The organism is Neorhodopirellula pilleata, from assembly GCF_007859915.1.
Taxonomy (GTDB): domain Bacteria; phylum Planctomycetota; class Planctomycetia; order Pirellulales; family Pirellulaceae; genus Rhodopirellula; species Rhodopirellula pilleata.
This window is the reverse complement of record NZ_SJPM01000002.1, coordinates 807,867-823,474: the sequence shown is the minus strand read 5'-3', so window position 1 is coordinate 823,474 and position 15,608 is coordinate 807,867. Positions and strand designations below refer to the sequence as shown.

13 protein-coding genes are annotated in these 15,608 nt (G+C 56.9%); 2 read left to right on the top strand and 11 right to left on the bottom strand.

Features of this window, described 5'->3' with window-relative positions:
- Nucleotides 1–3: 3 nt before the first annotated feature.
- From Pla100_RS08190 to Pla100_RS08160, 7 genes are all read right to left on the bottom strand, one after another.
- Nucleotides 4–1,941, bottom strand: a complete 1,938-nt coding sequence (locus Pla100_RS08190) for a DUF4129 domain-containing protein (protein ID WP_231602834.1) — start codon at nucleotides 1,939–1,941, stop codon at nucleotides 4–6.
- 63 nt (nucleotides 1,942–2,004) lie between these two features.
- Nucleotides 2,005–3,294, bottom strand: coding sequence for a beta-ketoacyl-[acyl-carrier-protein] synthase family protein (locus tag Pla100_RS08185; protein ID WP_146577151.1), 1,290 nt, complete (start codon nucleotides 3,292–3,294; stop codon nucleotides 2,005–2,007).
- A gap of 6 nt (nucleotides 3,295–3,300) precedes the next feature.
- Nucleotides 3,301–3,807 carry a 3-hydroxyacyl-ACP dehydratase FabZ family protein gene (locus Pla100_RS08180; RefSeq protein ID WP_146577150.1) on the bottom strand — a complete coding sequence of 169 codons (507 nt, stop codon included), beginning with the start codon at nucleotides 3,805–3,807 and terminating at the stop codon, nucleotides 3,301–3,303.
- 3 nt (nucleotides 3,808–3,810) lie between these two features.
- Entirely contained in the window at nucleotides 3,811–4,200 is a 390-nt protein-coding gene (locus tag Pla100_RS08175) for an acyl carrier protein (RefSeq protein WP_146577149.1), read from the bottom strand.
- Nucleotides 4,201–4,222: 22 nt separating this feature from the next.
- Nucleotides 4,223–4,720: a 3-hydroxyacyl-ACP dehydratase FabZ family protein gene (locus tag Pla100_RS08170; protein WP_146577363.1), complete on the bottom strand. Its 498-nt coding sequence runs from the start codon at nucleotides 4,718–4,720 to the stop codon at nucleotides 4,223–4,225.
- Nucleotides 4,721–4,825: 105 nt separating this feature from the next.
- Entirely contained in the window at nucleotides 4,826–5,857 is a 1,032-nt protein-coding gene (locus tag Pla100_RS08165; RefSeq protein ID WP_146577148.1) for a galactitol-1-phosphate 5-dehydrogenase, read from the bottom strand.
- Between the two features lie 417 nt (nucleotides 5,858–6,274).
- Nucleotides 6,275–6,496 (bottom strand): hypothetical protein, encoded by a 222-nt coding sequence (locus tag Pla100_RS08160; protein WP_146577147.1) that lies wholly within the window; start codon nucleotides 6,494–6,496, stop codon nucleotides 6,275–6,277.
- Between Pla100_RS08160 and dnaG the strand changes: the two genes are divergently transcribed.
- On the top strand, nucleotides 6,495–8,636 hold the full coding sequence (dnaG, locus tag Pla100_RS08155) for a DNA primase (protein ID WP_146577146.1): 2,142 nt from the start codon (nucleotides 6,495–6,497) through the stop codon (nucleotides 8,634–8,636). The two genes, Pla100_RS08160 and dnaG, sit on opposite strands and share 2 nt — an antisense overlap.
- A 158-nt stretch (nucleotides 8,637–8,794) precedes the next feature.
- Nucleotides 8,795–10,573, top strand: a complete 1,779-nt coding sequence (locus tag Pla100_RS08150) for a sigma-70 family RNA polymerase sigma factor (protein ID WP_146577145.1) — start codon at nucleotides 8,795–8,797, stop codon at nucleotides 10,571–10,573.
- 522 nt (nucleotides 10,574–11,095) lie between these two features.
- Here Pla100_RS08150 and Pla100_RS08145 read toward each other — a convergent pair.
- From Pla100_RS08145 to Pla100_RS08130, 4 genes are all read right to left on the bottom strand, one after another.
- Entirely contained in the window at nucleotides 11,096–12,550 is a 1,455-nt protein-coding gene (locus Pla100_RS08145; protein ID WP_231602832.1) for a c-type cytochrome, read from the bottom strand.
- 92 nt (nucleotides 12,551–12,642) lie between these two features.
- Nucleotides 12,643–13,086, bottom strand: coding sequence for a response regulator (locus Pla100_RS08140; RefSeq protein WP_146577144.1), 444 nt, complete (start codon nucleotides 13,084–13,086; stop codon nucleotides 12,643–12,645).
- Between the two features lie 20 nt (nucleotides 13,087–13,106).
- On the bottom strand, nucleotides 13,107–13,949 hold the full coding sequence (locus Pla100_RS08135) for an alpha/beta hydrolase (protein WP_231602831.1): 843 nt from the start codon (nucleotides 13,947–13,949) through the stop codon (nucleotides 13,107–13,109).
- A gap of 165 nt (nucleotides 13,950–14,114) precedes the next feature.
- Nucleotides 14,115–15,596, bottom strand: coding sequence for an arylsulfatase (locus Pla100_RS08130; protein WP_146577142.1), 1,482 nt, complete (start codon nucleotides 15,594–15,596; stop codon nucleotides 14,115–14,117).
- Nucleotides 15,597–15,608: the final 12 nt, after the last annotated feature.

Here is a 15,608-nt window from a genome sequence, read left to right as displayed (position 1 = left end):
CCCTCACCCGTCCAAGCTCGGTCGCATGAACTTCCAGACTTGGTCGGCCGCTTGGACGTCGGTCGAGGCCGCTTGGTCTTGTCCGTAAACGATCCGGTTGTAAGCATCGACGACGCTCAGTGCGGATTGTCGAAGGACCGGGAACTGCGTCACCAATCGGTGGGCGAATTCGTTTGGCGTCTCATCTTCGCTGCGACGAACGCCTTGTTCGCGGGCCCAGGCTTCGAGGGCTTGAAAGGTCACAACGACTACCTGTTGCGGCTCGGCCCGGCCGATCGGGTTTTCGAACGATGAAAAGGGCCTTGGCGGCGGGACGTCCGCACCCCCGCGTCGTGGCGGCGTGGCGGGCGTTTCGGTCGGTCGATCGCGACCGCCAAGCCACTCGTTGATCCAAGCTAAGATCGCCTGATAGTTCCGGTACAAATAGAACCCCACGATCCCGAACAAGACGGCGATCAGCAAGTATTTGAACAGTCCGACCAGACCAGAGAGCAACCCGCCCCAATCCGTTGAAGGGGCAGGCGGTTTGGCGGGCGGTGGTTCGGCGGGCGGTGCTTCGGCGGACTGAGTTTCGGCGGACGGCGGTTCAGTGGCGGGTTGCTCCGCTTGGGTTGGATCGGTCCGATCCGACTGATCTTTCTGATCCGACTGATCTGGCTGATCCGTCCGATCTGGCTGGTCCGACCGATCTGGCTGTTCGTTGGGCGGCGTTGCTTGTTTGGGCTTCTCGCCCGGCTTAGCCGGTTCTTGCGGCGTGGATTGAGCCGGCTTGGACTCATCCGGCTTGGACTCGTCCGGTTTGGCGGGCTGGTCGGACTTCGCCGGTTTGGGCTGTTCACCCTCGGGCGATGGCTTCGATGGCTCGGTTTTGGCGTCCTGGTCGCCTTTGGCGTCGGACTTGCCTTGTTTTCCTCCTGGATCATTCCCCGTTGGACCGTCTTGGCGGTCGCCTTGTTCACCGCCCGGCGGCGCTCCTTTTTCGCCGCCCTCGCCGCCTGGATTCGGACCGGGGGCATTCGGTTGCGATGTGGACTGCTCGGGCGTCGGCGGGGCGTTGGACTGGGCCTGTGATGATGAGCTGCCCTTGCCTGGATCTTCCGCACCCTCGTTACCGTAACCATAACGACTTGCCGTCATCGGTTTGGCGTTCTTCAGAAATTCGGGCATTTTCAGCGACGCGAGCGTCCGGCCCGGCATCGGGGCGAGCAGCGATAGCAACAAGATCACGCCGATCATGCCCATGCCCCCGGCTACCCACGCGACCGTGGTCTGCCAGGGCATCTCGGTGTTGCGTTGTCTGAGGTAACGACGGAGGTTGAGGAACGCGGTCACAACCAATAGCGACAAACTCGTGAACAGATAAATCGCCAACAGCGATCGGGCGGCGGTCCACGCGGCTGAATGACTCGCCAAGAAAAACTGCCCGATGCCGAACAAGGGCAATGCCCCCAGGGCCAAATACAAGACCGTGCGTCCCGGTTGGTTGCCGCTTTGGCCGACAAATTCAGACTCCCGGCCGGCCGTTTTTTGGAACCATAACCGACCGCTGTCGATCAGTCCTTGGCCGCTGCTGTCGATCCCGTCGTCGACGATGGTGCAATCATGGACGATGCGGTCGGCGAGGTAACCGATCACGAAAAGCACGACGGCGGATGAGAGCGGCCCTCCGAAGAATCGGCTCATGACGAAAAACGAGGCTGCTCCCAAGGCGATCGTATAGCCCATCGAGTAGTTGCGGCCCTCTTCGATCGTCATCCGCGCGATTGCGGTGACGCCCATCGTGTAGAAAAACAGGGTTTGGGCGACGCGGGCGGGATAGTACCCGGAGTAAATCACCATCATCAAGAACATCGCGAGGCTCAATAGCATCGCGAAGATTAAGACGGGGGCCAGACCGATCGCGGCGTAATCGGCAACGGTTTGATGGCGTCGGTTGAACAAGTGATTCCCGATGGACGATGGGTGGCATAGCCAAAGTCACCGAAACTCAGGCGCCTATCCAGCTTATCCGTCAAAACGGCTCAAGCACAGCGTCACGTTTTGGCCGCCGAATCCGAAGCTGTTGTTCAATGCGTGTTGAATATCGGATTGGCGTGCCTCATTGGGAACGTAATCCAAGTCGCAATCCGGGTCGGGGTTTTCGTAATTAATCGTTGGCGGAAGGACGCCGTGACGGATCGCCATCAAGCAAACGATCATTTCGGTCACACCGGCGGCGGCGATCAGGTGCCCCATCATGCTTTTGGTGCTACTGACGGGAGTGTTGATCGCGTTGTCGCCGAACACTTCACGGCAGGCTTTGGTTTCGACGCGGTCGTTGACCTTCGTGCTCGTGCCGTGCGCGTTGACGTAGCCGATGTCGGTCGGATTCAATCCGGCGTCGGCGATTGCCATTCGCATTGCAGCGATGCCGCCGTGTCCGTCGGGCGGGATGTCGGTGATGCGGTACGCGTCGGCGGTGGTGCCGTAGCCGGTGATCTCGCCATAAATCGTCGCGCCTCGAGCTTTGGCGGCTTCGAGTTCCTCCAAGATCACCATGGCGGAGCCTTCACCGAGGACGAACCCGTTTCGTCCGGCGTCGAAGGGGCGGCTGGCCTTGGTCGGTTGGTCGTTGCTTTCGGACAAGGCGGTCAATAGGTTGAAACCCGTCACACCGAAGGGGTGGATCATGCTGTGCGTGCCGCCGGCCAGCATCACGTCGGCTTCGCCCCGCCGGATGATCTCGGTCGCTTCGCCGACCGCTTGGCTGCTCGCGGCGCACGCGGTCAAGCAGTTGAAATTCGGACCTTGCGCGTTGAACCGGGCGGCTAAGTGAGCGGCCGGCATGTTCGGTTCTTGTTCGAGTTCCTTGGCCGGGTCGAGTAGTTCCAAGCCGGCGGCGATGAATTTCTTGGGGTCGTATTCGCCCGATTCAAGGGCCGCGACCATCATCTTGCTGAACGTGCCGAAGTCCTGGTTGCCTTCGCCGCTTCCCAAGTACACGCCCATCCGGGTCGGATCGGTAATCGAATCCAACACGCCGCTATCGTTCATCGCTTGAGTCGACGCCGCGATCGCGAATTGAGTGTGACGGCCACGTTGGACGTGGTCTTCGCCGTCGGCAACAGCTTTGCGAACGTCCCAATTCTTAACTTCGGCGGCGATTCGAGTGGGGAAGCCGGTCGCATCGAACAGCGTTGTCGGGGCGACACCGCTGCCGCCTTCCTTCAAACCAGACCATACCGTTTGAACATCCCAACCCATGGGGTTGATCATTCCGATTCCGGTAACAACGACTCGGCGACGCGACGACATGGACGCTCAAAGATTAGGGTAAAAGGGAACCGGTTGACCATCGGCGGTCTTGGCTACGTGAAAGAAATTCATCAGTCGCAACATCGCACGCAGGTCGCCGGGATGAAACAGAGGACCGTCAACCAAATGACCTTCCTCCAAAAACGCGAACATCAATTCCGCTTCGGCTTGCAACACTCCGTCGCAGTGGCTCGTTCCGGTGATTGTGGCACCGAGTTCTTGAGTCCGTTGAAGTTCGACGTGATAAATCAATGTATCGCCGGGTTTGGCCGGCGCGTAGTATTTCACCGAGCCGACCTTGGCCAGGACGACTCGTTTAGTGAACTGAAATTTTTCGTGGACGAGGATTCCACCGAGTTGAGCGAGACCTTCGATGATCAGCGTCGGCGGCAGAACGGGATAACCCAAACTGTACCCGTCGAGCACTTCTTCATCGAGCGCAACGTTCTTGATGCCCTTGGCGTGCGAGCCACTGACAAACTCGGTGAACCGATCGACCCAAAACCAACGCATCGCTTAAGCGTTGACCTTGCTTCCGACGTAGTTGCACAAGTCGCCGACGGTCAGCAGGTTGCCGAAGTCTTGGACGCGAGGATTCTTTTCGAACTTCGACAGGTCCGCCCACGGCATCCGAGTTTTCAGTTCCGTCATCCCGTCTGGCGTGACCACGCCGTCTTGGACGTATTGGCTGTTGGTCAAAATGTCTTCGGGCGAAAGTTCTTCGCGGGGAATTTGAATGTCGAATGACTTTTCAAGCTTGAACACGATGTCGAGGAAGTCGATTGATTCGGCACCCAAATCGCCCACCAAGGTTGCGTCGCGGGTCGCTTCGTCTTCGTCTACGCCGAGCGCGTCGACCAAAGCGGCTTGAACCTTTTCAAAAATATCGTCGTCGGACATCGACATGTGTTCGTTCCTAAAGAGTTGTTCAAAGTGAAAGGGAAAACGCTGCCACAGCCGGGCAGTCGCCATAAAGTTCGAAAAATTGAGCTTCCGCAGCCCGCTTTAAGTCGGTGTCGGTATCAAGATATTCCGGGTCGCCACTAGAGCAGCTTTCCAAAATCAGGCGAGCCGCCACGGTTGTCCGATCGCCTTTGCGGGCGACCGCCTTGATGGTGGACAGATTCCCCTCGGTTTTGAACATCTCCGCTTCCACGGTCAAGGTTTCGCCCGGCGAAAGGAAGTCGCCGAATTTGACGTTGCGCGCTTCCCTCAGCAAAACGAGTGCGTGGTTGAAACCGGGCGACATGCGTATCAGCCAAACGGACGCTTGATGAAGGGCCTCCAACATCATCACGCCGGGCATGACAGGAAAGCGGGGGAAATGGTCGAGCAGGTATTCTTCATCAGCGGCCAGCGTCCGCTCGCCGACCAGCCTCTTGCCGGGTTCGAAAAGCGTGATGCGGTCGAGTTGACGATATTTCATACCGGGGATTTTGCGTGTCATGGGGCGAATCTTAGTTCTTCCCCCAAAACCCCTCAACCGGAGATTCACCCCAGAATCGTTCGGATTGCCAATTTGGGGCAAACTTTAAGGGCAAACCACTACTTTCATTTGCTCGGGGTCGCCCGCGTGGAGACGTTTGAACCACTCCGGGCCGTCGGCAAGCGAGATCTTGGCCGTAATCAGAGGGGCGACATTGATGATCCCCCGGGCCATCAGATCGATGCACTGCGGGTATTCGCCGTTGCAACCGCAGGTGCCCTGCAACCGGATTTCACGCGTGACGACGGACTGTAGCGGCAACTCGATCGTCGGAGAAACGTTGCCGACAAGCGTCACCGCCCCGCCTTTGCGAACCGATTCGATCGCAGTCTTGACGGTCGGCGTCGCACCCACGACTTCGAATGCGACGTCGGCACCTCGGCCTTGGGTCAGGCCACGAATGGTTTCGGGAACGTCAACTTGATCACCGCGCAACACGTCGGTCGCCCCCAATTCCTTCGCGGCGGCGAGCCGTTTGTCGTTCAAATCGACCGCGATGATGCGCGTCGCTCCGGCCGCTTTGGCGGCTTGCAAGGTCAGCAACCCGATCATTCCGGCACCCACCACGACGGCGGTATCGCCCAGCCGGATCGGCGTGATGGCAGCCGCGTGAACCGCGACACTGACGGCCTCGACCAAAGCGGCGTGTTCAAACGCCAAAGAATCGGGCAATTGATAGACGATCCGCCGCGGCACCGAGATCCGCTGGGCGAATGCCCCGTGTCGCCGGTACTCGCCACACGAAACTCCCAGCACCATTCGGTTATCGCAAAGGTTCTGATGGCCGTCGCGGCAAAAATGGCATCGGCCACACGAGACCATCGAATCGAACGTCACTCGTGTACCCTCGGGCATGTCGGTCACGTTGGCCCCCGAAGCGACGACGATGCCGGCGGCTTCGTGACCCATGATCAACGGCGGAATGCGTCGCCCGGTGCTGCCGTCGTACCCGTGAATATCGCTGCCACAAATCCCGCACGCTTCGACCTGAACCAAAACGTCGTCGACGCCAACTTCGGGCTCGTCGACGTCGGTGTATTGCATATTTTTGTATTCGGTCAGCAAAAGGGCTTTCATGTCGATCTCGATGCTTGGATATGTGTCGGATTGGCTCTAAGGTAGCCGGAGTCGCAAGACTTCGGTATCGGTCAGCAAACCGACTGAACTCTTGCGAGTCCAGCTACCACGATTGCGAGTCCAGCTACCACGCCCCCGATAACGTCAATAACTTTGGAAATCTTCCCGGTTTTATTCAAGAAAAGCAATCCGATTGATCTTGACTCGTTTTGTCAATCTTCTCAGACTCCTGACTTGCTTGTAACGAAGCGGCCAGTCGGCGACGTGGAAAATAACCCGTGCGGCTGAGACCCGACGCTACAGGGACGTACCGGATCGAAATTTGCCTCGGCATTCGGTTCGAACACGAAGGACACCGCCTCCGAAATCGATCCAGAACAAGATCGGGAAATCGGTTAGACTGTGCAAAGGCTTCATTCAAGGAAGGCTTTCACCGGTGAGCTTCGGTTCGACCCCGCCGGTCATCCAGGACGGATGATGACACAGCGCAGTCGCGCATGACGGGTTGACCGATCCAATCACGGCATCCGCTTCGGGATATTGGCCGACGGTTTGTGTTTCGCTGATTCGATCAGTTCGACGCAATCCCAGTCCGCACAATCTTTCGTGGTGCGTGTCACCGCAGTCGCCAACCGGCATGGGTTTTCGTTTGTCATTCCAAGCGGACTTCGACGTTAAAGAACGAGTGCGCAGCGCGTCGGACATTGTCGACGTGATCGGTCGCGATTTGGAGATGCGTCCCCAAGGACGGCACTTCGTCGCCCGCTGCCCGTTCCACAACGACAAGCGTCCGTCGATGACCGTCAACCAAGAACGCCAGTCTTGGAAGTGTTGGGTGTGTGACATTGGCGGCGACGTGTTCAGTTTCGTGATGCAGCGCGAAGGGGTCGAGTTTCCCGAAGCCTTGCGAATGCTCGCCGAACGAGCCGGCATCGAGATCCCCGACAAGCGGCAGGGCCCCAAGACCCAACCGGGAAGCCCCAACGACAAACCGACGTTGATCGCGGCAATCAGCGAGGTCGCCCAGGCATACTACGAACAACTCGACGCGCACAAGTCCGATGACGCCAAACGAGCGTGGGACTATCTGCAACAACGTGGCATCGACGACGAGAACCGCCAAAAGTTTCGCATCGGCTTCGCGCCCGACTCGTGGGACTTTGCCGTCAACTTGCTCCGCTCGAAAAGCTACTCCCTCGACGTCGCGATCGCATGCGGCGTCGCGATCGCCCGACAAAACCAGGCGTCCGGCCAAGACGCTCCACAAGTCTCTGGTGCAACGGGTGGTTACGATCGGTTCCGCGGTCGCTTGATGTTCCCGATTCATAATTCCCAAGGCAAGACGATTTCTCTGGGCGGTCGGATCATCCCCGCCATCGCCGAACGTGTTGCGGCGGCGAGTGGTGATGCCGGAGGTGCCGGGGCCAAATACATCAACGGTCCCGAGACGTTGCTGTTTCGCAAATCCAACGAACTGTACGGACTCGACCTCGCCCGTGATTCGATTCGCGGTGCGGGGGAAGTGCTCGTGATGGAAGGTTACACCGACGTCGTTGCCGCATCGATGGCCGGTATCGACCGCGCCGTCGCGGTATTGGGTACGGCGTTGACCGAAGCGCACGTTCGGATCCTGAAGCGTTATGCCGCCCGTGTCGTGTTGGTGCTCGACGGTGACGAAGCGGGCCGGCGACGAGCCGAGGAAGTGCTCGAGTTGTTCGTGACCGCCGACGCGGACCTTCGTATCCTAACGCTTCCCGACAACGCCGACCCTGCCGATTTTTTGGCCGCCCATCCGGCCCAAGAGCTTCTCGATATGGCCGCCGCGTCGCCCGACGCGATCGATCACAAGCTTGCCCGATTAACCGACGGTGTCGACATCACTCGCGACACCCACGCGGTGACGACGGCGATCGAAACGCTGCTCAAAATGTTCGTCAAATCGCCTCAAAACGACGATAGGGCGTCGCTGAAGATTGACCAGTTGTTGATGCGAATGAGTCGCACGTTTGAGTTGCCGGTCGATCGATTGACACGACGTTTTCAATCGTTGCGTCAAGAACACCAAACTCGTCAAGCGAATCAAGCTCGCTACCAGAAAACATCGGCAACACCGTCACGACCAAGCGAACGTCAACCGCATCGGCCCGACTCGGGCAGCGATCGGTTTGCCGAAGCAGCCATGGAAGACGCCGCCGCGTTCGGGCTCGACTTTGATCCATCGAACTATGCGGATCCTTCGGGCTATGTTTCAGGCCAATACGATTCATCGGATAATGACCCAGGTGCGTTTGGACCAAGTGTCCAGTCGCCATCTCGATCATCAGTCAACGAATTCCAAGCACCGCTCTCGGGCGTCGATCGTGAGCTGTTTGAAACGCTGCTCGTCAGTCCCGAGTTGGCGGCGATGGCCGTCGAGTCGATCGACCCTAATTGGTTGCAATCGACCACCGCGAAGATGCTGTTATCGGCCTATCAAGAACTCGACTTGCAGCAACGCGAATTGAACGCCGAGTCCTTGTTGACGTTAATCGAAAACGAATATCTCAAGAACCAAATCATCACGCTGCTTGAACGCATCGAGACCCGCGGTGACCGTTTGGCCGACCAACCGCATGATCGTTACACGGCAATCTTAACCCGATTCCGTGAGCGTGAATTTGAAATCGAAAAGACACGACAAATCGAAAAATTGGCTTCCGCTTCCTTGCCTGAAGACGAGGAACTCGCCATGCTGGAGCAACTCTTTGCGGCGGAGCGATTACGACACTCGCCGCGATAGATGATCTCCCGATCAATCACCTCCCGTTTCTTGACCCACTATTGAAATCGAAAGGCATTTACCCGAACGTCACGTTTCTGTTTTCCCGCAAACAAGTCACGCCGACCCGGCTTGCCGTCCCATGATGGGACGAGACCCTTTAACACGAAGTTAGAACAATGCAATTGATGGATCAAACCCTCTCCCAACTCATCAACCGTGGTGCCAAGGACGGCTACCTGACCTACGATGAAGTCAACGCTTATCTGCCTGACGAAGACGTCAACCCGGAAAAGCTCAACACGCTTTTAGCGGCACTCGAACGACGCGGGATTGCGTTGATCGAAGCCACCGAAAAACAAGCACGTGTGACCGCCGCCGTTAAACGCCGCGCACCCGAACCCAATGTCGCCGGCATGCGAGATGGAGACGATCTGTCGGGCGAACGCTCGGAAGATGACGACGATTTCGATCCTAGCGAAACCGACGACGAAGCGATCGAAATGTCATCCTCGATGGGGCTCTCGGGCATCGAGGACTCCAGCGGCCCGATCCTCGGCACGGCCGCCGACTTGCCCAAGGCGAGCGAAGATCCGATCCGGATGTACCTCAGCCAAATGGCCGAGATTCCGTTATTGACGCGAGAACAAGAAATCTCGCTGGCCAAGAAAATCGAGATCACGCGTAAGCAATACCGCCGCTCGTTGCTCGAAACCGACTACGCGATGCGAGCCACCGTCGACGTGCTCAAGAAAGTTCACTCGGGCGAACTCCCGTTCGATCGTACGATCAAAGTTTCCTTGACCGAACGACTCACCAAAGAGCAGATCTCGCAACGGATGCCGCACAACCTACGGACTCTCGAACCGTTGTTGGAGCAAAATCAATTGGACTTCGAGATTCTTGTACGAAAGAGTGCCTCGCCGCGACTCAAGGCCGAAGTCCGCAAACGGTTTCTGCGCCGCCGCCGCAAGTGTTTGGAATTGGTCGAAGAGCTAAGCCTTCGCAGTCGCCGCGTGACCCCGTTGTTGCATCAACTAGAAAAAATCTCGGGTCGGATGAACTTCATCCGCGAACGACTCGACACGCTCGGACATGACGCAATGAGCCGTGACGAAGCGGCCGACTTGCGGCAAGAGTTGCGTGAACTGATGCTCGTCACTCAAGAGAGCCCTCGCAGTTTGCACAACCGCATGGTGCGGACCCGCAAGTTCTTCGATCAATACGAGTCGACCAAACGAGAGCTCAGCGCCGGCAACTTGCGATTGGTTGTTTCGATCGCCAAAAAGTATCGTAACCGTGGCCTGTCGTTCTTGGACTTGATCCAAGAAGGCAACACCGGCCTCATGCGAGCGGTCGACAAGTACGAATACCGACGTGGTTTCAAGTTCAGCACCTATGCCACTTGGTGGATTCGCCAAGCAATCACCCGCGCGATCGCCGATCAAGCACGCACGATCCGAATTCCGGTTCACATGATCGACGTGCTCAGCAAACTTCGCCAAGCTCAAAAGCGTCTTACGCAAACGCTTCGACGCGAACCGACTTACGAAGAGATCGCCGAGTCGACCGAAATCGCGATCGAAGAAGTTCGACGTGTCATGGATATCGGACGTCACCCGGTCAGTTTGGATCGCCCCGTCGGGGAAGGTGAAGACAGCAGTTTTGGCGAGTTCATCCAAGACAACGAGAACGACAACCCGGTACGCGTCGCTGCCAGCGGGATGTTACGCAGCAAGATTGACGAGTTGCTCAAAACACTAACCTTCCGTGAACGTGAGATCATCCGCTTGCGCTATGGATTGGTGGACGGATACAGCTACACGTTGGAAGAGTGTGGTCGCATCTTCAAGGTTACCCGCGAACGCGTCCGGCAAATCGAAGCCAAAGCGGTGTCGAAATTGCAGAGCCCGTCGCGCGCCGACCGCTTGGCCTCGTACCTCAAGCCAGCCGCCTAGTGCGTCGTCAAAATAAAACTTAGGGTTAGTGAAGTGAGCCGACGGCGCTAGCCGCGGGTATTGCTCGACACCCAACGCTAGCGGTCTGTTGATTTAGTCGTTTAACGGCAAGCCGAAGGCGTCGGCGATGCCCCCAATTGACGCCTACGGCTTGCCGTTAAACGAAAAGGGGTCGCGATACCACTAAATCAACAGCCCGCTAGCGGCGTGTTGATAGTTTGCATCGTAACCCGAAGCGTGAGCGAGGGATACATACAGAGGCCTCAATACCGCTGAATCCCTCGCTCACGCTTCGGGTTACGATTAATCAACAAGCCCGTGAGCGAGGGATACATCAAAGAGAATCAATGGCGTTCAATCCCTCGCTGACGCTTCGGGTTACGATTAAACCAACAGCCCGCTAGCTGCGGGTATTGCTCGACACCCGACGCTAGCGCGTTCGGCTCACCCTAATCTTAAATTTTTATGGAGCACTGATCGTACCATGTTGGTACGATCGCTCACGGAGGATCGATAGAGCCGCTACATGGTTTTGAGATATTCCAAAACGGCGTCTTTTTCGGCTTCGGTTAGCATGTCGGGATAACTATGTCCCAGTGCAGACTTGCCGAGCCGACGGGTGTCAAAGTACGTTCGACGAACCGCAACATCGGGATGCTCGAGCGGAACGCGATCGGTTGTTTCCACCGTTAGGCCGACCTTCGATTCGTCGAGATCGATCTTGGTGCGACGCCAGACCGCCGGGCGGCGGTCTGGGTGCAAGACATGCCAAAGGGTCGGCACGCTTCCGTTATGAAAGTAGGGTGCACTGGCCCAAACGCCATCCAATGGTGGTGCGACATAGCCGGCCGGGTCGACAATCGTTGCTTGATGATCCGCCTGACCGACGTTCGCGAACCAACTATCCGCATACTTGGTGCGACCGGCGACACCGAGTGCCTCGTGTCGTACCGGGTCGGTTCCGATCTCATCAATCGGGATCATTTCGTTGGGATACGCCGCGATGGCCTCCGCGTCGGTGCGATGTCCGTACGTTCCGTGGCAATTCGAGCAATTCTGGTTGAATATCAGTTTCCCACGACGGGCCAAGTCGCTATCGACCGGATGCGGGTACTTCGGCGGACGTAGCGATGACAAGTACGCATAGACGTCCTTAAAGTGGTCTTCGTTTTGACGATAAAAGTCGGGTCCATTCTCAGGGACCAACGTGAACTGCATCAAACCGCGGTGCCCTTTTTCCGCGAATCCATCAATGTAAAGGTAAGGCCGTTTATAAAAGTGCCACCACGGGGGCGCGTCCATATCATGATTGGTGAATGAAGCGGGAGGACGGTCCAAGACATTCAAGTCGGCATCACGAAAATGCATCAAGCCCATGCCGAAAACAACGGCATTGGTCGTTCCGTGCGTGGTACCGAGCGGAACGACGAGCGAGCCGAAATCCATTCGCGTCAAAGGCTCGCCGATCCGAAACTTCGTACTGCGAATCTCTTCCGTCATCGTCTGCAACGCAAACCGATTGTTCGGCGCGCCGGGAGTGGGAACCCCGTAGACCGATCCGCCGTGGCAGGAGAAACAATTCATCGTCCAGTCTCCGTTTTCGGAAACGACGTATTGCAAGGGTTTCCCCGGATCCGCTCCGTCGTCGGCGAGATGCTCCGGACGCGGGGTCAATCCATACCGTTGGAAGATCATTCGGCGTCGCTGAGCGACCGTCGCTGATTCGGCTCGACTGCGAAGCGGCTCGGGCCAACTCTGCCAAACTTGATCGACGGTTCTCTGATTGAAATCGCTCGGCAATAGCGCTTGTTGTGTCAAGAAACGATAGCCCTCGGAGGCATCGGGATGACGGATAGCGTCTTGATCGGATTCGGCCGATGGGCTGCCCGCCTGCTTGGGAATTTCGGCGTAAGCCGTACTGACGAACAGCAAGAACGCGAGCAAACCAAGAGCACGGTCATTGAAACGAAAACCCATCCTATCCCATTCAGATCGAGTGCCTATCAAAAAAGCAACGCCAATGGAGGAACCGAATCTATCCTGTCGTCGCAACGAGAAATCAAAGCAGATTACTGGGCTGATTCGTCGGGCTTCGTCAATAATCGCGCGACCGCGTCGAGCAAGCGTTCCATTGAGAACGGCTTGCGGATGTATTCGCTAACGCCGAGAAGTTCAGCATACGCCTGATGGCGACTGCCTTCGTTGCCGGTAATCATGATCACCGGCAAAGGCAATTCCAATTCACGACGAAGCTTTTCCAACACCAAGAATCCGCTGCGTTTGGGCATCATCATGTCCAAAATCATCAGTTCGGGTGTTTCTCGCTCGGCCAACGCCAATCCTTGATTTCCGTCTCGAGCGACAACGACCTGGTACCCCGAAGACTCCAGTGCGTATTTCACCGTTTCAACAATCTCGAGATCATCGTCGACGAGCAGAATTTTGGGACCGGTAGGTTCCGTCGGTTCTGCGACGATGGGATGAGTAACGGGTTCGTCTGAAGGTGGGATCATGGATGCGAGGTGGTGGGAGGCTAGTTTGCCGAGAATTCAACCATTTTCAACTCCGAACCCTGGATCAATTCAATATTGACGGTGTCGGCGGCGGTGGAAGAATCCGTGGCAGGGGAGGGAGTCACGATTTTATCAAAACACCACCGGTCGATGTCCTTCAATGCGGCCGTATTGACCACATCATTGCCAGGATATTGCCGAATTTCCACCTGCGCTTGCAGCCATTGGGCCGTCGTGATGTCTCGCCGAAGCTGCGCGGAATCATCGTCGACGCCATCCATCGCCTGTTGCCACAGCATCGGGAGCCTCCGCTGACGCAATTGGTTGAACTTCCCTAATCCGCAACCGGCGGTTTCCAAACGCCCTGACATGCGAATCACTCCCGCAAAGGCGTTGGGATGCTGCATCGCAACCCGGCACGCCATCGTCGCTCCCGAGCCTAATCCGGCCAGAATAATCCGATCGGGATGGATGGAATGCCTCCGTGACGTCATTTCGATCGCGTCAAAGATGTTTTGGCAGGCCTTGCGCACGCCGTTTTGGCTCGATTGCCAATCGAAACCGGATCCCTGGACATCGGTCGCGTACGTCGCTCGCACTCCCACGCCGACGTAATTGCGTGAACTGATGTGAGGTAAGATCTGTTCGATCTGAAGCTCGCTCGCTCCCGCTGAATGCAACCAAACCAACAAAGGATATTGGTAGGTTGTTTGAAAGTGCAATGGCGTGACGATTTGGCAAAACGACTGAAACGGTGACGCCAATACGGTGGACGTTTTCGCGGTATTTTGCCCTTCTTGAGGACCCAGTTTCTCGTGGGAGTGATTGCTTCGTGACCAACGTGGTGAAAACGAACCACTCATCAGAGGCCTCAATTGTGGAGTAGAAGAGAGCATCAAGGGAAACCGAGGATCCGAGGAAGCAGAGCGACCTCGAGCCGGGGTCCGACTTGATAGAAGAGCATCGGTGATGTGAGAAGGCTAGTTTCACAACCCCTTGTTTGTCAACGCCGATCGGACAAGTTGCGTTTACCGTTGAGAATCCAACATCGGCATCGCAAACAGTTCGCTCGGTGAATGTTCCGCAGTGGCAATGCTCACGATTCGATCGATTACTGCGGGATTTTGCGGTGCCACGTCGTGGCTTTCCGATGGATCGTTCTTCAGATCGTACAGCGCCCACGCGGGCGGCTGTTTTGTCTTGCCGGCGGCCATCAGGTTTTTGCGGATGGCTTTCCATTGGCCCATTCGAACCGCTTGCTGGCCGGTGTATCCGCCGAATTCCCAATAAAGAAACGGATGTTCGGCCTGATTCGATTGATCGCCTCGCAGCAATGGCAAGAACGAGATTCCATCGATCGCCGATGACTCGATTTTCACGCCACATGCATCACTAACCGTCGCATGCAAATCCCACCAAGCGCCCATCCAATCGGTCGTTTGGCCCGCAGCGATCACTCCCGGTTGTCTGGCAATTAGCGGAACGCGGATGCCGCCTTCATCAAGTTGTCCCTTGAGTCCTTTCAGACCACCGGCCGAATTAAAGTACTCGCTGTCCGAGCCACCGAGTCGATCGTAAGTGGGTCCGTTGTCCGACGTGAACATTATCAAAGTGTTTTCCGTCAAGCCGAGCTCTTCGATGACGTCAACAATCTGACCGACACCCGCATCCATGTGACTGACCATGGCGGCATACGCGGCCCGAGGACGTGGGTGCGGCAAATAACCTCGGTGTTCGTAGGCTTGTTCTTCGATCACACCGTCGTATGCCGCCAGGTCCTCATTGGGGACTTGGATCGAAAGATGGGGAACCGCGAACGGAAGGTACGCGAAAAACGGTCGGTCTCGATTTTCGCGGATGAATCGAATCGCCTCGGTGACAAATTGATCTTGCGAGTACGTTTGTCCGTACAGCGTTCGGTCATTGCCCGGCTGATCTTCTTTGACTCGGTTCCGCCATAAAAACTTGGGATAATGATTGTGGGCATGATACTGGCAATTGAAACCATAAAACAAATCAAAACCCTGGTCATTCGGATCGCCGGAGGTTCCGAAATGGCCGAGCCCCCATTTTCCGAACGCGCCGGTTGCGTATCCAACGCCCTTGACTCGCTCTGCCAACGTGATCTCGTCGGACGGAATCGGCCATTGACCGTCGTAAACCGTCCCGACCGCCTGCTTGCCCTCGGAATTCACTTTGTGGGGAAGGTTGTCACGAATGAATGCGTGTCCGGGATGCTTCCCCGTCATCAAGCAGCACCGACTCGGTGCACACACGGCGTTTCCGCTATAGAAATCCGTGAACCGCATGCCTTCGGCGGCCAGTTGATCGATTCGTGGTGTCTGGATCTTGGCTTGCCCATAGCATCCCAGTTCGCCATAACCCAAATCATCGGCTGCGATCAAAATCACGTTGGTTCGATCGCCCGAGTTGGCAACCATCGAACCCGACAACAGACCAATGCAACAAGCGATGACGATCCGTCGGACATAATTTAGGTAACGGTTCATCGGCAAGACTCA